Genomic DNA, 18,730 nt, shown 5'->3' on the forward strand with positions numbered 1-18,730 from the left:
CAGCTCTGCAATGGACTCGGACGCCAAGCTGTGATTGCGTCCGGGCAAGCCGGATAGAAAGACGGCAGAGGAGGAAAGTCCAAGCGTGCAGGGCTTGTTCATCGTCATCATCGCGGTCGCCTATGTGACGCTGCTGTTTGCCATCGCCAGCCTCGGCGACCGCCGCTCGGCCATCTCCGAGCCGAGCCGGGGGCGGCCTTTCATCTACGCACTCAGCCTCGCTATCTACTGCACATCCTGGACTTTCTTCGGCTCGGTCGGTCTCTCTTCCGAACGCGGCCTCGAATTCCTCGGCATCTATACGGGCCCGGTGCTCGTCTTCGTGTTCGGCTTCCCGCTGCTCAACCGCATCGTGCGGCTGGCCAAGACCGAGAAGATCACCTCGATCGCGGATTTCCTCGGCGCGCGCTACGGCAAGAGTTTCACCGTCGCGGCGATCGCCACGCTGATCGCCACCATCGGCGCGGTGCCCTATATCGCGCTGCAGTTGAAGGCGATCTCCGGTTCGGTCAGCCTGATGGTCGAGCACTATACGGGATCGCCGCCTTCGTTCGATCCCTTCGTCAGCGACATCTCGTTGGTCGTCGCCATGCTCCTGGCGCTGTTTGCGGTGCTGTTTGGAACCCGTCACGCCGACGCCACCGAACACCAGGACGGGCTGGTGCTGGCGGTGGCGGTCGAAACCGTGGTCAAGCTCGCCGCCTTCCTGGCGATCGGCCTGATGGTCACCTTCCTGATCTTCGGCGGCCCGGGCGACATGTTCGACAAGCTCGCTGAGAACGCGCAGGTCCGCCAGGCGATGAGCTACAACACCTCGCTCGCCACCTGGCTGGTGCTGACGTGCCTCAGCGGCTTTGCCATCATCATGCTGCCGCGGCAGTTCTACGTCACCATCGTCGAGAACCGCGGCGAGGCCGAACTGCGCACCGCGACATGGGTGTTCCCGCTCTACCTCGTGGCGATCAACCTGTTCGTGCTGCCGATCGCCTTCGCCGGCCTTTCGCTGGTCGGCACCGGAACCAGCAGCGATCTCTACGTGCTGTCGCTGCCCCTGTTCAGCGGCCATGATGTGCTGGCGATGGCGGCTTTCATCGGCGGCCTGTCGGCGGCGACGGCGATGGTGATCGTCGAAAGCGTGGCGCTGTCGATCATGATCTCCAACGACCTCGTCATTCCATTGTTCGTGCGCCGCCTGCTCAAGACCTCGACCTCCGAGACCGAGGACTGGTCGACGCTCATCCTCAATGTGCGGCGCGGGGCGATCTTCATCCTCTTGTTCATCGCCTTCCTCTACTACCGCGAGAGCACCGACAGCGCGCGACTGTCGTCGATCGGCCTGATGTCGTTCGCGGCCATCGCCCAGTTCGCGCCCGCCCTGATCGGCGGGCTGATCTGGCGCGGCGCCAACGGCCGGGGTGCGGCACTCGGCATGGTCGCCGGCATCCTCGTCTGGGGCTATACGCTGCTGTTTCCGTCGCTTGCCGCCCCTGATACCGGCATCATCGTGCATGGGCTGTTCGGCTTCGAGGCCTTGCGGCCGCAGGCCCTGTTCGGCACCGTCGCCGAACCGCTGAACCACGGCGTGCTGTGGAGCCTGTCGCTCAACGCGGTGTTCTTCGTGCTCGGTTCGCTGTCGCGCGCATCGGTGCCGCTGGAACGTATACAGGCGTCGATCTTCGTGCCGCGCGATGCCGGCCCGATGCCAAGCCTGCGCCGCTTCCGCACCGCCATCACCGTCAACGACCTCAAGGACACGATCGGGCGCTATCTCGGCGTGGAGCGCACCGAGCGCTCCTTCCAGTCGTTCGAAAAGACCAACGGAACCTCGCTGCACGGCAATGAGCAGGCGAGCATGGACGTCATCCGCTTCTCCGAGCAATTGCTCGCCAGCGCCGTCGGTTCCTCGTCGGCGCGGCTGATCCTGTCGCTGCTGTTTCGGCGCCACGACCGCGAATCCCGAGATGCCTTCCGCTTGCTCGACGACGCCACCGAGGCGCTGCAGCACAACCGCGACCTGTTGCAGATCGCGCTCGACCAGATGGAACAGGGCATCACCGTCTTCGACCGCGATTTCCGCCTGATCTGCTGGAACCGCCAGTACCGAGCGCTGTTCGACCTGCCCGACGAGATGGGCCAGGTCGGCGTCTCGCTCGACCGCATCCTGCGCCATCTCGCCGAACGCGGCGACATCCCCGCCGATCAGCGTGTGGCCATGCTCAACCGCCTGACCAGTTTCGTCAGCCCATGGCAGATGGAACTGAAAACCTCGGGCCGCATCCTGGAACTGCGCTCCAACCCAATGCCGGACGGCGGCATCGTCGCCACCTATGCCGACATTTCCGGGCGCGTCGAACAGGATCTGGCGCTGAAGCGTGCCAATGAATCGCTGGAGCAGCGCGTCAAGACCCGCACCATCGAACTGACCCGGGTCAACGAGGAGTTGACCCGGGTCAATGAGGAGCTGGCGCAGGCGCAGATGCTGGCCGAGGAGGCCAATCTCGGCAAGACGCGCTTCCTCGCCGCCGCCGGCCACGACATCCTGCAGCCGCTCAACGCCGCCCGGCTCTATTGCTCCTCGCTGATCGAGAAGGCCGGCAAAGGGCCTGCCGGCAAGGCCGCCGTGAACATCGAATCCTCGCTGGAATCGGTCGAGACGATTCTCGGCGCCGTGCTCGACATCTCCCGCCTCGACGCCGGCGCGATGAAGCCGGACGATACCGCCTTCAACCTCGACGGATTGCTGCGCCAGATCGGCAACGACTTCCGGCCGCTGGCCGCCGAGAAGAAGCTCGCGCTGACCATCATGCCGTCATCGCTGACAGTGACGACGGACCGCAATCTGCTGCGCCGCCTGATCCAGAATCTCGTCTCCAACGCCATCAAATACACGCGCCACGGCCGCGTGCTGGTTGGCGTCAGACGGCGCGGCGAACTGGCCGAGATCCAGGTGATCGACACCGGCATCGGCATCGCCGGCGACAAGCTGAACACCGTCTTTCGCGAATTCACCCGGCTCGACGAGGGCGCGCGCGAGGCCGAGGGCCTCGGTCTCGGCCTCTCCATCGTCGACCGCATCGCCCGGGTGCTGCGGCTGGAGATCCGGATCTTTTCCAACCCTGGCAAGGGCACGCGCTTCTCCGTCATCCTGCCCGTCGCGGCCGTGCAGGAACCGCGGCGCGAGATCGACGCCAGGGCTCCTGCCCGCGCGACGGCTTCGCTGGCCGGGCTGCACGTGCTGTGCATCGACAACGACGCCCGCATCCTAGAGGGCATGCGGCTCCTGCTCGAAGGCTGGGGTTGCAACGTCGACACCGTGTCCGGTTCAAAGGATCTGGAAAGCGTGGTGACACACCGCCCGGACATCGTCCTTGCCGACTACCATCTCGACGGCGAAACCGGTCTCGATATCATCGTCAGGCTGCGCGCGCTCCATGGCGACACCCTGCCGGCCGTGCTGGTCACCGCAGACCGCTCCAATGAGGTGCGCACGGCCGCCGGCGGGCTCGAGATTGCGGTGATCAACAAACCGCTCAAACCAGCGGTATTGCGCTCGATGATGGCCAGGGTCAGGCCACTGGCACCGGCGGCCGAATAGCATCAAGGGCGCCCGGTCCAAGAATTGCTCTAGGCCAGGCCGTCGACCATCTGGGAACTGCGGAACCGGGGCCGTCCGGCATTGCCCGCCACAGGCGGACGATGCTCGCGAAAGGCCATTGCAAGCGTCCTCAGCGCCTCGCGGGACTTGGCGTCCGTCAGCGTCGAAAGCAGCACGATCTCGGAAGGCGGCAGCGCCGGCAGCCCGAATTTCCGGCTGACCTCGATGGTGCCGGACGGGGCAAGCCGGCAGGAAAATACCGAGGCTGCGAGGCCGGCCGAGACGGCTTCGGCAACGGCGAAGGAGCCGCAGCCGAGGAACACCTCCGTCCACGGTATTCCGACAGCGTCCAGCGCGCGGGTGGTGATGTTACGAATACCGCAGGATGGCGAGGATGCCGCCAGGCGCAGCGGCTCGTCGGCCCGGTGGACGAAGCCGGGCGCGGCGTACCAGCCGAAATGTTCGGGCGCCAGCACTTCACCATCGCGCCGGTCGTCCTCCCGACGGATAATCGCCGCGTCGATCTCACCGCGATCGAAAGCGTCCAGCAGGTCGCGCGAATCATCGAGCCGCACTTCGATGGTGAGCGCCGGGTCATGCGCATTGAGCCGCGCCAGCAATGTCGGGACTTCCGCGCCTCCGACATGGGTGGCGATGCCCAGTGTGAAGCGGCGGCGCACCGAAGACAGGCTGGCAATGGCGCGATCGTGTGCGGCGAGGAAGTCGCGTGCGGGCTGGAGAAACACCGCGCCCTGCGCCGACAAGCGCACCAGCCGAGGCGTGCGCTCGATCAATTTCTGGCCGACGCGATCTTCCAGCCGCTTCAGCTTCACGCTGATCGCCCCTTGCGTGCTGCCAAGAGCCTCGGCCGCACGCGTGAAGCTCTGAAGATCGGCGATGGCGACGAATGTTTTCACAGCGTCTACGTCCAGCGTCATGTCAGCTATCCGCACTTGTTGTCTCTGAAATAGCCAACCATGCAATTCTAAGATGATCAAGCCTCGCCTACCCTGGGCCATACGCGCGCCGGGCGAGCTGCAATGGATTCGCCGATTGCCGACAAATACGTTCGAAAGGTTGAACCATGCCCACTGTAGTGACCCGCCGAGGCATCGTCGTTCTGTTTGCCGCCTGCCTGGCGTGCCTGATGTTCGGCCTGGAGATTTCAAGCGTTCCCGCGATCCTGCCGACACTGGAGCAGGTGCTGCACGCCGACTTCAAGCAACTGCAATGGGTGATGAACGCCTATACGATCGCGGTCACGACGGTGCTGATGGCGGTCGGCACGATCGCCGATCGTTACGGGCGCAAGCGTGTCTTTCTGGTCGCCATCGCCGCCTTCGGCCTGACATCCCTGATCTGCGGTCTCGCTGAAAGCGTCTCCACGCTCATCGTCGCCCGGTTTCTGCAGGGCCTGAGCGGCGGTGCGATGCTGATCTGCCAGCTTGCCGTGCTGTCGCATGAATTCCGGGAAGGGCGCGAACGCGCCGTCGCATGGGGCTGGTGGGGCGTCATCTTCGGCACCGGCCTCGGCTTCGGCCCCGTCATCGGCGGCGGCATCGTCGCGGTCTCGAACTGGCAATGGGTGTTTCTTGTCCACGTGCCGGTTGCGGCGCTGGCGTTCGCCCTCGCTCTGATGGGCGTCCACGAATCGAAGGATCCACAGGCGGGCAAGCTCGACGTAGCAGGCATCCTGACGCTGTCGCCGTCGGTTTTCTGCCTCGTTTTCTACATCATCCAGGGGCCGGATCTGGGTTTCTCCAGCCCTGCCGCGCTGGCGATCCTCGGTATCTCGATAGTGAGCTTCATCGCCTTCCTCATTGCCGAGAAGGTCAGCCAGCGGCCGATGTTCGATTTCTCGGTCTTCCGGATCCGGCCCTTTTCGGGCGCCATCGTCGGCTCGGCCGCGATGAACCTCAGCTATTGGCCTTTCATGATCTACCTGCCGATCTGGTTCCACGCCGGGCTCGGCTATGACACTGTCTCCACCGGCCTTGCCCTGCTTGCCTACACGCTGCCGACGCTTGTGCTGCCGCCGTTGGCAGAGCGCTTTTCGCTGCGTTATCGGCCCGGCATCATCATTCCGGCGGGCCTCCTCATCATCTGCATCGGGTTCATCCTGATGAAGCTCGGCAGCGCCGCCGCGCAACCGGACTGGCTGACGATGCTGCCCGGCTGCCTGATCGCGGGGATAGGTCTGGGAATAACCAACACACCTGTCACCAACACGACGACGGGTTCCGTTTCGAGCGATCGCGCCGGCATGGCCTCCGGCATCGACATGAGCGCGCGCATGGTTTCATTGGCGTTGAACATCGCGGTGATGGGCTTCATCCTGGCCAGCGGTGTGCTGGCGCATCTGGGGCAAGCGCTGCCCGACCTCGACGCTGCCCAATTGCGTCTTCTCGCCGAAGCGATCGCTGCTGGAAATCCCATCTCAGGGCTCGCCGGAACCGTCGCCCAGGATGCGCTGCGCAACGGCTTTGGCTGGGTCATGCTCTATGGCGGGATCGGCGTCTGGATTATGGCCGCCATCAGTTTCGCGAGCTTCAACGGCCGGCCGGTGCGGCGGACGGAGGTTCAGTGCTCTGATTGAACACTATTCTGATTGAACAAGCGCCCTGGCGATCAACCCGCCGGCTGCAGCGGGTCGCTGCCGATCTTGGACAGCAGGATCACCGCCTGCGTGCGGCTGTCGACGCCGAGCTTCTGCAGAATGGCGGAGACATGCGCCTTGATGGTAGCCTCCGATACGCCGAGTTCATAGGCGATCTGTTTGTTGAGCAGGCCCTCGGCCAGCATGCCCAGCACCCGTGTCTGCTGCGGCGTCAGAGCCTGCAGCCGCTTGATAAGGTCCGATATTTCGGGATCGCGCTCGATGCCGAGATCGACGCCGGCTGGTGCTGCGATGTCGCCGGCAAGCACCGATTGCACCGCGCTGCGGATCTCCTCCATGCTGGCCGATTTGGAGATAAAGCCGGAAGCGCCGAGATCGAGCGCCCGCCTGATGGTCGCCGGATCGTCATGCGCCGACACCACGACCAGCGGCACCGCCGGATGGATGCCACGCAGCGAGACCAGGCCGGACAGGCCGCTGGCGCCCGGCATCGACAGGTCGAGCAGCACCAGATCGACGTCCTCGTTGGCCACGACCAGCGCCTTGGCGCTCTCGAAATCGCCGGCTTCATGGATGGCGGCGACGTTGCCGATGCCGGCGAGCGCTTCGCGCAGCGCACCGCGAAACAGCGGGTGATCGTCGGCGATGACGAAAGAATAGCCTGCCGGCAAATGTCCCTCCCCAAATCCCCGATGATTTTTGGCTTTTCGGGTTCAATTGGACGATTATGAGGGGCTGCGCGCTGTTTTCAAGCGGCAAAGCCAGCGCGCCGCCTCCCCTGGTTGAAGCGCTCAGGTCTTCTGAGCGCCGTCGTCCTTGTCCATATCCTTGACGATGCCCATGAAGCCGCGCAGGAAGCGCTCCATGTAGCTCATGGTCTTGTTGAAATCCTCCTCGCTCGGCAGTTTCGATTCGAGGCGGGCGGAGAGCGAATTCTCGAGCTTGGTGACGCGCTCGTCCATCGCCTTCATCGAGGTCTGGAGACGGTCGACCTCGTCCTGGAAAGCAGCGCGTTCGTCGGCCGCCATCTTGCAGACGAGTTGGCCGGAGCGCTCCTCGCAAATCGACATGGCGCCGGTCTGCGTATCGATACGGACAAAGCCGTTATTGGACTTTTCCAGGCGGTAGCGGTCGGTCTCTTCCGAATAAGCTGAAGCCGCGACCAGCGAAACGAGCGCGGCGGGGATCAAGATGTGCTGCAGACGCATGTTGTCCTCCATGGCCAAGGCCTCAGATATCGCATGTTTGCGCCGGAAATGGGGAAGACCCTTGGCGTGGCCTTTCCCGAATGGCTGGTTCGGAATCTTTTTGACGCAATTCCCAAGGGAAAGCGCTATGCGCTTTTCCCGGGAAAACCGTTTCACACTTTTCCTGGAACTGCTCTATAGCGCAACCATGTCTCAGATTATCTACAAGATAACCCCGCAAGCGCCTTGGCGCGAGGCCGAAACGCATGGCCGCTTCACCGGCGCGCCGATCGATGTCGCCGATGGCTTCATCCATTTCTCAACGGCAGCACAGGTCAGGGAAACGGCGGCAAAGCACTTTGCCGGCCGGACGGACCTTCTGCTGGTCGCCATCGACGGCGCCAGCCTGGGCTCTGCGCTGAGATACGAGGTCTCGCGCGGCGGCGCGCTGTTTCCGCATCTGCATGGCCCGCTGGACCTCAAGGCAGTGCTGTGGGTCCGGCCACTGCCGCTTGGCGCCGACGGTGTGCACCAGTTCCCGGCACTGGAGGGGCAATGAGCGTGCTCGACCGGCTCGGCCAGAAGCTGCTGTTCGCCTTCGATCCGGAAACGGCGCATGGCCTGTCAATCGCCGCCTTGCGATGCGGCGTTCCGGTTGGTGCGCCGGCGGTCCGCGACGACAGGCTGAAGGTCAGCGTCTGCGGCCTCGATTTCCCTAATCCGCTCGGCATGGCTGCGGGCTACGACAAGAACGCCGAGGTGCCCGACGCGCTGCTTGGCCTGGGCTTCGGCTTCGCCGAGGTCGGCACGATCACGCCGCTAGCGCAGGCCGGCAATCCGAAGCCGCGTATCTTCCGGCTGACGGCCGACGATGCGGTGATCAACCGATTGGGCTTCAACAATGAAGGCCATGCAGCGGCCGAAAAACGCCTTGCCGCACGTAAGGGCCGCTCCGGCATCGTCGGTGTCAACATCGGAGCCAACAAGGACAGCAGCGACCGCATCGGCGACTATGAGCGCGGTGTCGCCCGGTTTGCGCAATACGCCAGCTATCTCACCGTCAACATCTCCTCGCCCAACACGCCGGGCCTGCGCAACATGCAGGCGCGCGAGCAGCTTGGCGAGCTCTTGTCGCGGGTCATGGCCGCGCGCGCCGCGGCAACGGCGCAGCCGCCGGTGTTCCTGAAGATCGCGCCGGATCTGGTCGAGGCAGAGCTGGAGGACATCGCCGCCGAGGTCACCGAAAAGCAGGTGGACGGCGTCATCGTCTCCAACACCACCATCTCCCGACCGCCGTTGCGCAGTAGCGACACCGCGCGCGAGACCGGGGGACTCTCCGGCAAGCCGCTGTTCGAGCGTTCGACCATCGTGCTGGCGAAGATGCGCAAACTGCTCGGACCGGACCGCGCCATCATCGGCGTCGGCGGCGTCGATTCCGCCGATACGGCGCTGGACAAGATCCGTGCGGGCGCTGATCTGGTCCAGCTCTACACCGGTATGATCTATGCCGGGCCTTCACTGCCAGGCCGTATTCTTTCCGGAATGGTCCGTTTCGTCGAAAAGGAAGGGCTGAAGTCGATTTGCGAATTGCGCGGCAGCCGCCTCGACTTCTGGGCGTCCAGGCAACTCTGAACCTGCTCTCAGGAGCGTAGATTGCGACTGACGGCCCGCTCGCAAATGGCGCCGCCGATGGCAGGCAACACGCCGAAGAGAAGCAACTGCGCGGTGCCGCCGATGCCAGAAACCGCGGAGAGAATGAACGCAGCGAGCAATCCCAGCGCCGCGCCCAAGACATATGGCAGGTAGCTTCGCATAAGCTCGCCCTGGAACAATTGGTGCATCAAGTCTGTTGGAAATCGACTGGAAGTGCAAGTGCATCCGACCGCACAGCAGGGCGACGAACTCGGTTTAACGGGTTGCTTCGGAGCCTCGCCGGCGCATTGGCTGACGGAGCATCAAACGAAAACCCGCCTGTGCGGCGGGTCACTGGCGCAAATCAGCACCATGGCCAAAAATGTACCATAGCTGAGGTCACCGAGTCAAGAAAAAATTCCTATCGCGAACAGGTGCCGCTCGGTGCCTGGACGGCGCGGGGCCTTCCGGGGCACCGTCTAAAACGCCGTCCGCACCCTGAGCCGCAGGATCGTCAGCAGGCTGAAGCCTCGCACCAGCAGGAAGACGTGCAGCGCCGCCCACAGTCCATTGTTGCCGAAGGCGGGCGCAAGGGTCAGCAGCGCGGCCGCGAAAACCAGGAACGACAGCAGCATCATGTTGCGCATGTCGCGGGACCAGGTCGCGCCGATGAAGACGCCATCCATCTGGAACGCCAGCACACCGCTCAGCGCGGTGAATGCCGCCCACGGCAGATAGATGTCGGCAACCGAACGGACTTCCTCCGATGTCGTCACAAGAGCGACCAGATTGGCGCCACCAGACAGCATTACCAGCGTCGCGGCTCCCGCCAGTCCGAAACCCCAGAGCAGCGTCAGCCGCACGGCCTGGCGGAACGGTGCGGCGGCACGCGCACCGACGGCACGGCCCGCCAGCTGTTCGGCGGCGGTGGCAAAGCCGTCGAGGAAATAGCCGGCGACGAGGAAGAAGTTCATCAGTACGGCGTTGGCGGCCAGCGTCACCGTGCCGAACTGCGCGCCCTGGCGGGTGAACAATGCGAAGGCGGCGAGCAGCGAGAACGAGCGGATCATGATGTCGCGGTTGAGCGACATCATGCGCAGGAAGGCGGCCATGTCGAGCAGGCGGTGGCGCGGCAAGGATGGGGCGGCCCGGAACCGGCGGATCACGATCGCCAGGCCGAGCAGCATGGCCAGGAACTCACCGGTGACGGTCGCCCAGGCAACGCCGGCGACACCCCAGCCAAGTTCCAACCCAAGCAGGAAGCAGAGCGCGATGTTGATGCCGTTCAGCACCAATTGCAGCATCAGCCCAAGCCCGCCCTCGCCGCGCCCCAGCACATAGCCGAGGATGGCGTAGTTGATCAGCGAGAACGGCGCCGCGAGCAGCCTGATCCTGATGTAGACGCCCATCGCCTCGCTGACGCGCGGTTCGGCACCCATGAACTTTTGCCCGGCGATGGCGACCAGCGGCGCAAGGGCAGCGAGCACGATGCCGGCGATAACCGCGATCAGCACGGCGCGCCAGAACACCGCCTGCTCCTCCAGGGCATCGCCACGCCCAAACGCCTGTGCGACAAGGCCGGTGGTGCCCGAGCGCAGGAAATTGAAAGAGGTGAAGACGACGTCGAATATCAATGCGCCGGCCGCCAGGCCGCCAAGCAAGGCGGCATCGCCGAACTGGCCGATGACAGCCGTGTCGACCAAGCCGAGCATCGGCGTCGTCAAATAGGCAAGCGTCATCGGCACGGCGATGGCGAGCACGGAACGATTGGTGACGACAAATGATCCGGCGTGAATCGGGGATCCCGCGTGGAAAGGGGATCCGGCGTCGGCTGGTGTTGCACCTTTGTCCAAGGATTGCTGCCTTGCTGATTGCGGCTTGATAGAACCGTCGATGTGCCCCATTTTCCGGCCACCGCGCAATCACCTATCCCTTGACGGCCAACCGAAATCCCGGTCTGGCGTGAGCCAGCCGGATACGATTTCATGCCTCTGCAGATCGTCCATCATCCCGACTACGACGCCGGCTTCGCCGTCAACCACCGCTTTCCGATGAGCAAATATCCCTTGCTGATGGAGGCGCTGCGTACACGCGGCTTCGCCGGCCCCGACGCGCTCAGCACCGCCGAACCGGCACCGGCATCATGGCTGGAGCTTGCCCATGCGACGGACTATGTCGACCAGGTCGTCAACTGCCGCGTGCCCGAGAAGATCGAGCGCGAGATCGGTTTTCCGATCGGACCCCGCGTCTCGCTGCGCGCGCAGCTTGCCACCGGCGGCACCGTGCTGGCGGCGCGACTGGCCTTGCGCCACGGCATCGCCTGCAACACCGCCGGCGGCAGTCACCATGCACGGCGCGCGCAAGGCGCGGGCTTCTGCACCTTCAACGATGTCGCCGTCGCCGCGCTGGTCCTGCTCGCCGAAGGCGCGGCACGCAACATCCTGGTCGGCGATCTCGACGTGCACCAGGGCGACGGCACGGCGGATATTCTTGCCGATGATCCACGCGTCTTCACCTTTTCCATGCATGGCGACCGCAACTACCCCGTGCGCAAGATCGCCTCCGACCTCGATGTGGCGCTGCCCGACGGCACGGGTGACGCCGCTTACATGAAGAGGCTCGCCGCCATCCTGCCGGAGCTCTCCGCCCAAGCCCATTGGGACATCGTGTTCTACAATGCCGGCGTCGACGTCCATGCCGAGGACCGGCTTGGCAGGCTGTCGCTATCGGATGACGGCCTGCGCGCCCGCGACGACATGGTGATCAGCCACTTTCGCACGCGGGGCGTTCCGGTGTGCGGCGTCATCGGCGGTGGCTATTCAACTGATGTGCCCGCACTCGCGGCGCGCCACGCCATCCTGTTCGAGGTCGCCGCGGGCCACGCCCGATAGCACGATCTTGTCCAAAAACCGGGTGCCAGGGTTCGCTGACGCGGACCTGCGGTTCGGGATCATGCTCTACTTCCGGTAGTTGGCGAGCCTCAACAGGATGAAGGCCGGCACGACGATAGCCGCGCCCAGCAGGATATAGCCGAGGAAACGGTCGATGGCGTGGAAGCCGAGATTCCACAGGTCCATGAAGAATTTGCGGATGCCGTAGAGCACATCCATCGGCGACCAGCCGAAGGCGTTCATGACCAGGCCGACGAGGAAAGACACCACCAGCAGTTTCAGGATCACCTTGAGCGGCGAGTCGCCAAGAAAGCGCGTCAATGCGGACAAGGCCCGTCTCCAGATTGAGGTACCCAGGCTAGAGGGCGTCAGCCAGACATACGCACTTGGCTTGTCCGCTTCAAGCCGGGAGTTCTGCGGGATAGCGAGACACCGAGCATAGTGTGGCCGCAAGCCGAGCCCAGGCGCATGGCAGACTGCCGGCTACTGCCGCAGCGATCCCGCTGGCTTATCTGTTTTCTAACCAATTGCCGCTATTCCCAATCGAATAGCGGGAGCAAGGCTTTGGTGGAGACGGAGAGAAACACCGCGCGACGCGGCGTCATGCTGTCGGTGGTCATCCCATGCTACAACGAGCTGGATGGCGTGGCCGAACTGCATCGGCGGGTAACGGCCGCATGCCTTGAACAAGGCCCTTCCTACGAGATCGTCCTTGTTATCGATGGCGCGACCGACGGCACGCGCGAGGCCATTCTCCAGCTGGCCGAAAAGGACGACCATGTCGTCGCCATCGACCTTGCCCGCAATTACGGCCACCAGATCGCGTTGAGCGCCGGGCTCGAATTCTGTCGCGGCCAGCGCATTCTCATTCTCGATGCCGACCTGCAGGATCCGCCTGAACTGCTCGGCGCGATGATGACGAAGATGAACGAAGGCTTCGATGTGGTCTACGGCCAGAGGCTGACGCGCGATGGCGAAAGCTGGTTCAAGCTCGCCTCCGCGTCCATGTTCTATCGCTTGCTGCGCCGGATGGTCGACGTCGACATAGCCCCGAATACCGGCGATTTCCGGCTGATGAACCGTCGCGCGCTCGACCATCTGAACGCGATGCCAGAGCGTTACAGGTTCATTCGCGGCATGGTGAGCTGGATCGGGCTGAAACAGGTGGCCTTTCCCTATGAGCGGCACCGCCGCTTTGCCGGCACCACCCACTATCCGCTGAAGAAAATGCTTCTTCTGGCGGTCGACGCGATGACCAGCTTCTCCATCGTCCCTTTGCGGTTCGCCTCTTTGCTCGGAATGATGTTCGGGCTTCTGGGGCTGGTCGTGCTCGGCTACACGCTGCTCGAATGGTCGGTCGGAAACGTGTTGCCCGGCTGGACCAGCCTTGCCGCGATCGTGCTGATCCTCGGCAGCGTCCAGCTTATGGTGCTCGGAATCTTCGGCGAGTATCTCGGGCGCATGTACATGGAGACAAAGCGGCGGCCGCTCTACTTCGTCAACGAGATCGTTTCGCGCAGCCAGGCAGTGGAGGACGGCGAATTGCCGGTCCATCGCCTGCAGGAGATGGCAAAGAGGGCCGCACGTGCTTGAGGCGGAGTTCGACCAGTTTGCGCGGGAATATCAGGAGCAGCATGCCGCAAGCATAAGGCTGAGCGGCGAAAACCCGGATTTCTTCGCCAGGTACAAGATCGACGACGTCGCCGCGACGCTGCTGCGGGCCGGTGTCAAACCGCGACGAATACTGGATTTCGGCGCCGGCGTCGGCAATTCGCTCGGCCATATGCGCAACGCGTTTCCCGACGCGGAGATCACCTTGCTCGATCCTTCGCGGGAATCGCTCGACATCGCCAGCAAGCGCTTTCCCGGCCAGGCCGCCTTCACGCATTTCGACGGCAAGACAATTCCCTTTGCCGACGGCAGCTTCGACCTGGCCTTCGCGGCCTGCGTCTTCCACCATATTCCCGAGAACCTGCAGATCGGGCTGTTCGCCGAGATCGGCAGGGTGCTGGCCGATGGCGGCAGCTTCTTCGTCTTCGAACACAATCCCTGGAACCCGCTGACCACGCACGCGGTGAGAAACTGTGCCTTCGACGAAAACGCGGTTTTGATAAATTCGCGCGAGATGCGCGGGCGCATGGCCGAGGCGGGCCTTGCCAATACGAGGATCGTCTACCGGATCTTCTTTCCTCGGATGCTTGCGAGACTGAGGCCGTTCGAGCGCTTCCTCACCAAGGTACCTGTCGGAGCCCAATATTTTGCGCATGTGGTCAAGCCTGCCGTTTGACTTCCCGAGGATGCTGCGATTTGGCGCCGTCGGCCTGTTGAACACGGCGCTGGGATACGCGGTCATCCTGGCCGGGCTTGCGCTCGGTCTGGGCGACATCCTTGCCAACGCCACGGGTTATGCCGCCGGCCTTGTCCTCGGCTTCTTCCTCAACCGCCAATGGACCTTCAGCAGAGCCGATGGCTTCCAGCCCGGAACCGCGCTGCGCTACGGGGGTGTCTTTCTGGTCGCCTACAGCATCAATCTGGCCGTCGTGATCGCCGCCCGTTCGGCAGGCATCGTCGAAAACCCGCTGGTCCACCTCGCGGGAATCTGCGTCTATTCGGTGGTTTTCTACCTTGGCTCGGCCCGCTTCGTGTTTGTGGGACGTGGGGACGACAGCACCGACCGCACAGTTCGGGTGGCCGACAAGCCTCGGCGGCAGCCCGCCAGTCCAACACCTTGAACCCAACTGTCACCGGAACCGATCAGAGGCGGCGCATCATGAACGACGCTCAGGCCAGTGTGGCGGCCGCGACATACAACGAGCGGAACAGGCTGATCTTCTGCCTGCTCGCGGCCTTGGCGATGGCGGGTGCGTTGGCTGCCCAGGCAGGCGCCACCCTGCAGGATCCCGACAGCTGGTGGCAAGTGAAAGTCGGTCTCGATTTCCTGACTAACCGGACATTTCCGACCACCGATCCCTATTCCTACACGTTTGCCGGCCAGCCCTGGATTGCCAAGGAATGGCTGGGGCAGGTTCTGCTGGCTCTTGCCTACCGGGCGGGCGGCTGGAACGGGGTCGTCACCGCGATCATCGCCTCGATCTCCCTGACGGTTTTCCTCATGGGGTGGTTTCTCAGCGCATGGCTGAAACCGATCCTGGCGATTACGCTGGCGTTCGCGGCGGTGTTCCTGATCAACCCGATCTTCACGGCGCGTCCGCATGTCTTCACCTTCCCGATCATCGTCATCTGGACAGCGGTCCTCTTCGGTGCGGCGAGGGAAGAACGGGCGCCGCCCTGGTGGCTGCTTGTGCTGGTCGTGTTATGGGCGAACCTGCACGCCACCTTCACCTTGAGCTTCGTCATCGCGGCTTTCGCCGCTCTCGATCTGCTGGCGCGCACGGGCCTGTCAAAACCGGCCCTGCTGGCGAAGTGGATCACGTTCGGTCTGCTTTGCCCGCTGGTCAGCCTGATCCACCCCTACGGCGTCCAGGCCATCCTGGCGACGCTCGCCGTGGCCTACGGCAATGAGGCGGTGTCGCTGATCATGGAATGGAAACCGTTCAATCAGCCGGACAGTCCCGTCCAGGAAGCGGCGATGCTGCTGGCGCTTTTCGGGCTACTGGTGTCCCGATTGCGAATTGGCTGGGCCAAGGCGTTGTTCGTCGTCTTCACCTTGCATGTCTATCTCGCCCATGTGCGCTTCATGTACCTGTTCTTCCTGCTGATTCCGCTGGTGATGGCGGCCGAGGTCGCACAGCAATATCCCTCGCTTTCAGCCACCGCGTGGCTGGCCGAAAAGCGCGACGGGCTGGAGAGATTCTTAGCCAGACGGTTCTACGCCATTTGCGGCACGGCAGCCGTTCTGCTGATTGGCGGGGTCGCTGTGCTCGGCAGCGTCTATCAGGTAGCCCCAAGTCCGAAGACATCGGCCAGCGGGGCGCTGGCATTCGCGCAAAGCCATCACCTATCCGGCAACGTGCTGAATTCCTACAATTTCGGCGGCACGCTGATTTTCCACGGGTTCAAGACCTATATCGACGGACGGACGGACCAGCTGTTCCTCGGCGGTTTCACAAAGAGCGATAACGACACCGGACGCGGCGACGGCAAGCCGCTCCTTGAAGCCCGCCTGAAGAAATACGCAATAGATTGGGCGCTGCTATCGGCCGACGACAGCCGCATTCCCTTCTTCGACCAGTTGGGCTGGAAACGGGCCTATTCGGACGACTACGCGGTAATCTATCTGCCCGGCGCCTGATCCCGGTGCGTTCCTGGCGAATTTCGCGACAGCAATATATGCCTTGACACCCATGTTGCAGCGCAGCAAAATTGCTGCCTGAGGGTAAGCCTGTGAGATCGACGAGCCGGGATTTTCAGCACGATCGACGACATCGCCGCATGAGCGTGTCGGGTGCGGCCGCACGGATCCTGGTGGTCGCGCGCGGGCCGGCCGGATGAACTACCGGCGCGACATCGACGGCCTGCGGGCCGTTGCGGTGCTGCCTGTCGTGCTCTTCCATTTCGGCGTGTCTGCCATTCCCGGCGGCTTCACCGGTGTCGACATCTTCTTCGTCATATCGGGCTATCTGATCAGCGGCAGCCTGCTCGATGATCTTGAGCGGGGCCAATTCTCGATCGGCCGCTTCTACTGGCGCCGCGCACGGCGCATCCTGCCGGCGCTGACCTTCGTCATCCTGCTCGCGAGCATTGCCGCCTGGTTCATCCTTCTGCCTTCGGATCTCCACGAATTCAGCCTCAGCGTGATCGCCGCCTCGACCTTCTGGTCGAACATCTATTTCTGGAAAACGACGAACTATTTCTCCATCGACGCCGAACTGCGGCCGCTCCTGCACACATGGTCGCTTTCGGTGGAAGAGCAGTATTATATCTTCGCGCCGATCCTCCTTTATCTGATCTACCGATACGTCTCGAAGCGCTGGCTGACGGTACTTCTGCCGATGGCCATCGGCAGCTTTGCCCTGGCAGTCATAGCAACCTCGCTGGCACCGACGGCAGGGTTCTATCTCTTGCCGACGCGCATATGGGAGCTGGCGCTGGGCGCCATGCTGATGTTGCGGAAGCCTCCGGTCCTGGCCAGTCGGCTGGCGGCGGACCTGATCGGCCTCGCCGGCTTTGCCCTCATTGCATTTGGCTTTGTGATGATTTCGGACAGCGATCCGTTTCCCGGCTACAATGCCCTATTCCCCTGCATCGGAACAGCTCTGCTGATATATGCTGGCCAGGATAGCGCCGACAGGCCGGCACCTGTCGCCACTCGCGTGCTTCGGTTGGCGCCGCTGGTCTGGGTCGGCCTCATTTCCTATTCGCTTTACCTCGTCCACTGGCCAATCAACTCCTTCGTCCATTATCTCTCCCTGAAGAATGTCGGTGTGCCAACGATTATCGCGATGACGGTTGCCAGTTTCGCCTTGGCGGCATTCTCCTGGAAATACGTCGAGCAACCCTTCCGCCACAAACGAGCCTATACCGCCCCGCTGCCCATCTTCGCCTTTTCGGCGACGGCAATCGTGCTGCTGTGCGCCGGTGGTTTGGCCGGCGCACTGGGCAACGGTTTCCCGCAACGGTTTCCGGATTTCTCGACAGAACGTATCCGGGTCGGCGACTGGCGCAACGGCATCTGTTTCAACGAAAACGGGACCCGCATCGAAGACTGGAACCTTGCCGACTGCACCCGGACAACGGGCTTTGCCACCAATGTGCTGCTGTGGGGCGATTCTTTCGCTGCCCACTATGTTCCGGGACTTGAGCCCAACGCCCAGAAAATCCAGGCCAATGTCATTCAATACACCTATGCCGGCTGTCCTCCCGACCTGACCTATTTTTCCTATGCTCGGCCCGCCTGCACCCGCTTCAACGAACGGGCCTTGTCGATCATTCGCGACGCCAACATCCAGGCGGTGATCCTGAGCGGCCGATGGACCGACTACCAGGCCAGGGGCTTCGACGGCCTGCAGAAGACGATCGATCGGCTTCGCGGGATGGGGGTCAAGGTCTATACCGTCGGCCAGTCTCCGGAATTCATCGCCGACGTCCAGAAGATCGCTTTCTTGGTGAGACGGGAGCATGCCGGAACCACATCCTGGCCGATGGCTATGGATCCGGACATCAACGCACGGGTTTTGCCGTTCACCAAAGGGGCCGATTTCATAGATCCGCTGACGTATCTGTGCGACTCGGCCGGTTGTTCATACGCCGATGCCACGACCAATGAATTTCTCTACTTCGACTATGGCCACTTCTCTTCCGCCGGCGCGACGCTGGCCATCTCGAAATACTGGCCAAGCTTCGCCACCAGCAATGAGGTCGCGGAGGCAAAACGGCAATTCACGGCCGCGGGCGCGCCGTGATCCGCAGCACGACCGTCGTGCGAACAGACCGCTTTGCGATTGCCCGAAGGCTAACCCTCATGGTAACGAGGGCGCACGCGGGTATGATGTAATGGTAGCTTGTCAGCTTCCCAAGCTGAACGCGAGGGTTCGATTCCCTCTACCCGCTCCAGTCTAAGGCGTCAGAACCATTTCAGCGCCTGCCTGTTCGTCGAACACAACCGAGCAGCCTCGCGCAAGCGCCACCGTTGCGAGGGCGTTTGCTGCCACGTCATCCGATGAAACGAAATCGCCGGTCAACACCCGCAATTCTTCGACGCCTTCAGCCATGGAAACGAAATTCCCGACCGATCGATCGTGCTTGCAGGCCTCGATCACGCAAAGCAGATCGATGATTTCGAAGCTGCGCATGTTCAGCCTCCAGAAGAAATCGTCCCTTGCAAGATCATGAACGCATCGGCGGGAAA

General features: G+C 63.1%; 17 protein-coding genes and 1 tRNA gene. 11 read left to right on the forward strand and 7 right to left on the reverse strand.

The window, feature by feature from the left end; all coding sequences use genetic code 11:
- Positions 1–85: 85 nt before the first annotated feature.
- A complete protein-coding gene (locus EOB49_RS11485; protein ID WP_127381038.1) occupies positions 86–3,595 on the forward strand; it encodes a PAS domain-containing hybrid sensor histidine kinase/response regulator in 3,510 nt (1,169 codons plus the stop codon).
- 29 nt (positions 3,596–3,624) lie between these two features.
- Here EOB49_RS11485 and EOB49_RS11490 read toward each other — a convergent pair whose 3' ends face one another.
- Complete coding sequence (locus EOB49_RS11490) at positions 3,625–4,533, reverse strand: LysR substrate-binding domain-containing protein (RefSeq protein WP_164781648.1); 909 nt, start codon at positions 4,531–4,533, stop codon at positions 3,625–3,627.
- A 146-nt stretch (positions 4,534–4,679) separates the two neighbouring features.
- Between EOB49_RS11490 and EOB49_RS11495 the strand changes: the two genes are divergently transcribed.
- Positions 4,680–6,191, forward strand: coding sequence for an MFS transporter (locus EOB49_RS11495; RefSeq protein WP_127381039.1), 1,512 nt, complete (start codon positions 4,680–4,682; stop codon positions 6,189–6,191).
- A gap of 32 nt (positions 6,192–6,223) precedes the next feature.
- On the opposite strand, the gene EOB49_RS11500 is transcribed toward EOB49_RS11495, so the two are convergent.
- A complete protein-coding gene (locus tag EOB49_RS11500) occupies positions 6,224–6,883 on the reverse strand; it encodes a response regulator transcription factor (protein ID WP_023813893.1) in 660 nt (219 codons plus the stop codon).
- Between the two features lie 120 nt (positions 6,884–7,003).
- Complete coding sequence (locus EOB49_RS11505) at positions 7,004–7,420, reverse strand: hypothetical protein (RefSeq protein WP_127330874.1); 417 nt, start codon at positions 7,418–7,420, stop codon at positions 7,004–7,006.
- Positions 7,421–7,607: 187 nt separating this feature from the next.
- On the opposite strand from EOB49_RS11505, the gene EOB49_RS11510 reads away from it, so the two are divergent.
- Positions 7,608–7,958: a DUF952 domain-containing protein gene (locus tag EOB49_RS11510; RefSeq protein WP_164781650.1), complete on the forward strand. Its 351-nt coding sequence runs from the start codon at positions 7,608–7,610 to the stop codon at positions 7,956–7,958.
- Positions 7,955–9,031: a quinone-dependent dihydroorotate dehydrogenase gene (locus EOB49_RS11515; RefSeq protein WP_127381041.1), complete on the forward strand. Its 1,077-nt coding sequence runs from the start codon at positions 7,955–7,957 to the stop codon at positions 9,029–9,031. The genes EOB49_RS11510 and EOB49_RS11515 overlap by 4 nt, the downstream gene beginning before the upstream one ends.
- An 8-nt stretch (positions 9,032–9,039) precedes the next feature.
- Here EOB49_RS11515 and EOB49_RS36430 read toward each other — a convergent pair whose 3' ends face one another.
- Together EOB49_RS36430 and EOB49_RS11520 are read right to left on the reverse strand one after the other, a co-directional pair.
- Positions 9,040–9,213, reverse strand: a complete 174-nt coding sequence (locus tag EOB49_RS36430) for a hypothetical protein (protein ID WP_164748943.1) — start codon at positions 9,211–9,213, stop codon at positions 9,040–9,042.
- 297 nt (positions 9,214–9,510) lie between these two features.
- On the reverse strand, positions 9,511–10,770 hold the full coding sequence (locus tag EOB49_RS11520) for an MATE family efflux transporter (RefSeq protein ID WP_245472652.1): 1,260 nt from the start codon (positions 10,768–10,770) through the stop codon (positions 9,511–9,513).
- A gap of 246 nt (positions 10,771–11,016) precedes the next feature.
- Between EOB49_RS11520 and EOB49_RS11525 the strand changes: the two genes are divergently transcribed.
- Complete coding sequence (locus EOB49_RS11525) at positions 11,017–11,922, forward strand: histone deacetylase (protein ID WP_127381043.1); 906 nt, start codon at positions 11,017–11,019, stop codon at positions 11,920–11,922.
- A gap of 66 nt (positions 11,923–11,988) precedes the next feature.
- Here EOB49_RS11525 and EOB49_RS11530 read toward each other — a convergent pair whose 3' ends face one another.
- Positions 11,989–12,252 (reverse strand): DUF6460 domain-containing protein, encoded by a 264-nt coding sequence (locus tag EOB49_RS11530; protein ID WP_013533620.1) that lies wholly within the window; start codon positions 12,250–12,252, stop codon positions 11,989–11,991.
- 273 nt (positions 12,253–12,525) lie between these two features.
- On the opposite strand from EOB49_RS11530, the gene EOB49_RS11535 reads away from it, so the two are divergent.
- From EOB49_RS11535 to EOB49_RS11560, 6 genes are all read left to right on the forward strand, one after another.
- Positions 12,526–13,515, forward strand: a complete 990-nt coding sequence (locus tag EOB49_RS11535) for a glycosyltransferase family 2 protein (RefSeq protein WP_185929007.1) — start codon at positions 12,526–12,528, stop codon at positions 13,513–13,515.
- Positions 13,508–14,209 (forward strand): class I SAM-dependent methyltransferase, encoded by a 702-nt coding sequence (locus EOB49_RS11540; protein ID WP_127381045.1) that lies wholly within the window; start codon positions 13,508–13,510, stop codon positions 14,207–14,209. The genes EOB49_RS11535 and EOB49_RS11540 overlap by 8 nt, the downstream gene beginning before the upstream one ends.
- Positions 14,187–14,654: a GtrA family protein gene (locus EOB49_RS11545; protein ID WP_245472646.1), complete on the forward strand. Its 468-nt coding sequence runs from the start codon at positions 14,187–14,189 to the stop codon at positions 14,652–14,654. The genes EOB49_RS11540 and EOB49_RS11545 overlap by 23 nt, the downstream gene beginning before the upstream one ends.
- A 38-nt stretch (positions 14,655–14,692) precedes the next feature.
- Positions 14,693–16,174 (forward strand): hypothetical protein, encoded by a 1,482-nt coding sequence (locus tag EOB49_RS11550; RefSeq protein WP_127381046.1) that lies wholly within the window; start codon positions 14,693–14,695, stop codon positions 16,172–16,174.
- A gap of 196 nt (positions 16,175–16,370) precedes the next feature.
- A complete protein-coding gene (locus tag EOB49_RS11555) occupies positions 16,371–18,284 on the forward strand; it encodes an acyltransferase family protein (protein WP_127381047.1) in 1,914 nt (637 codons plus the stop codon).
- A 77-nt stretch (positions 18,285–18,361) separates the two neighbouring features.
- Positions 18,362–18,435, forward strand: a tRNA-Gly gene (locus tag EOB49_RS11560).
- A gap of 2 nt (positions 18,436–18,437) precedes the next feature.
- Here the strand turns inward: EOB49_RS11560 and EOB49_RS11565 are convergent.
- Positions 18,438–18,674: a hypothetical protein gene (locus tag EOB49_RS11565; protein WP_127266711.1), complete on the reverse strand. Its 237-nt coding sequence runs from the start codon at positions 18,672–18,674 to the stop codon at positions 18,438–18,440.
- Positions 18,675–18,730 lie beyond the last annotated feature (56 nt).

It is taken from the genome of Mesorhizobium sp. M7A.F.Ca.MR.148.00.0.0 (assembly GCF_003997735.1).
GTDB lineage: Bacteria > Pseudomonadota > Alphaproteobacteria > Rhizobiales > Rhizobiaceae > Mesorhizobium.

What these genes read in the sequence shown, in the direction of transcription:
- EOB49_RS11565 (WP_127266711.1), bottom strand. Translation starts at nt 18,674, where the DNA reads ATGCGCAGCTTCGAAATCATCGATCTGCTTTGCGTGATCGAGGCCTGC.
- EOB49_RS11490 (WP_164781648.1), bottom strand. Translation starts at nt 4,533, where the DNA reads ATGACGCTGGACGTAGACGCTGTGAAAACATTCGTCGCCATCGCCGAT.
- EOB49_RS11510 (WP_164781650.1), top strand. Translation starts at nt 7,608, where the DNA reads ATGTCTCAGATTATCTACAAGATAACCCCGCAAGCGCCTTGGCGCGAG.
- EOB49_RS11515 (WP_127381041.1), top strand. Translation starts at nt 7,955, where the DNA reads ATGAGCGTGCTCGACCGGCTCGGCCAGAAGCTGCTGTTCGCCTTCGAT.
- EOB49_RS11545 (WP_245472646.1), top strand. Translation starts at nt 14,187, where the DNA reads ATGTGGTCAAGCCTGCCGTTTGACTTCCCGAGGATGCTGCGATTTGGC.
- EOB49_RS11535 (WP_185929007.1), top strand. Translation starts at nt 12,526, where the DNA reads ATGCTGTCGGTGGTCATCCCATGCTACAACGAGCTGGATGGCGTGGCC.
- EOB49_RS11520 (WP_245472652.1), bottom strand. Translation starts at nt 10,770, where the DNA reads ATGACGCTTGCCTATTTGACGACGCCGATGCTCGGCTTGGTCGACACG.
- EOB49_RS11525 (WP_127381043.1), top strand. Translation starts at nt 11,017, where the DNA reads ATGCCTCTGCAGATCGTCCATCATCCCGACTACGACGCCGGCTTCGCC.
- EOB49_RS11550 (WP_127381046.1), top strand. Translation starts at nt 14,693, where the DNA reads ATGAACGACGCTCAGGCCAGTGTGGCGGCCGCGACATACAACGAGCGG.
- EOB49_RS11495 (WP_127381039.1), top strand. Translation starts at nt 4,680, where the DNA reads ATGCCCACTGTAGTGACCCGCCGAGGCATCGTCGTTCTGTTTGCCGCC.
- EOB49_RS11555 (WP_127381047.1), top strand. Translation starts at nt 16,371, where the DNA reads ATGAACTACCGGCGCGACATCGACGGCCTGCGGGCCGTTGCGGTGCTG.
- EOB49_RS36430 (WP_164748943.1), bottom strand. Translation starts at nt 9,213, where the DNA reads ATGCGAAGCTACCTGCCATATGTCTTGGGCGCGGCGCTGGGATTGCTC.
- EOB49_RS11505 (WP_127330874.1), bottom strand. Translation starts at nt 7,420, where the DNA reads ATGCGTCTGCAGCACATCTTGATCCCCGCCGCGCTCGTTTCGCTGGTC.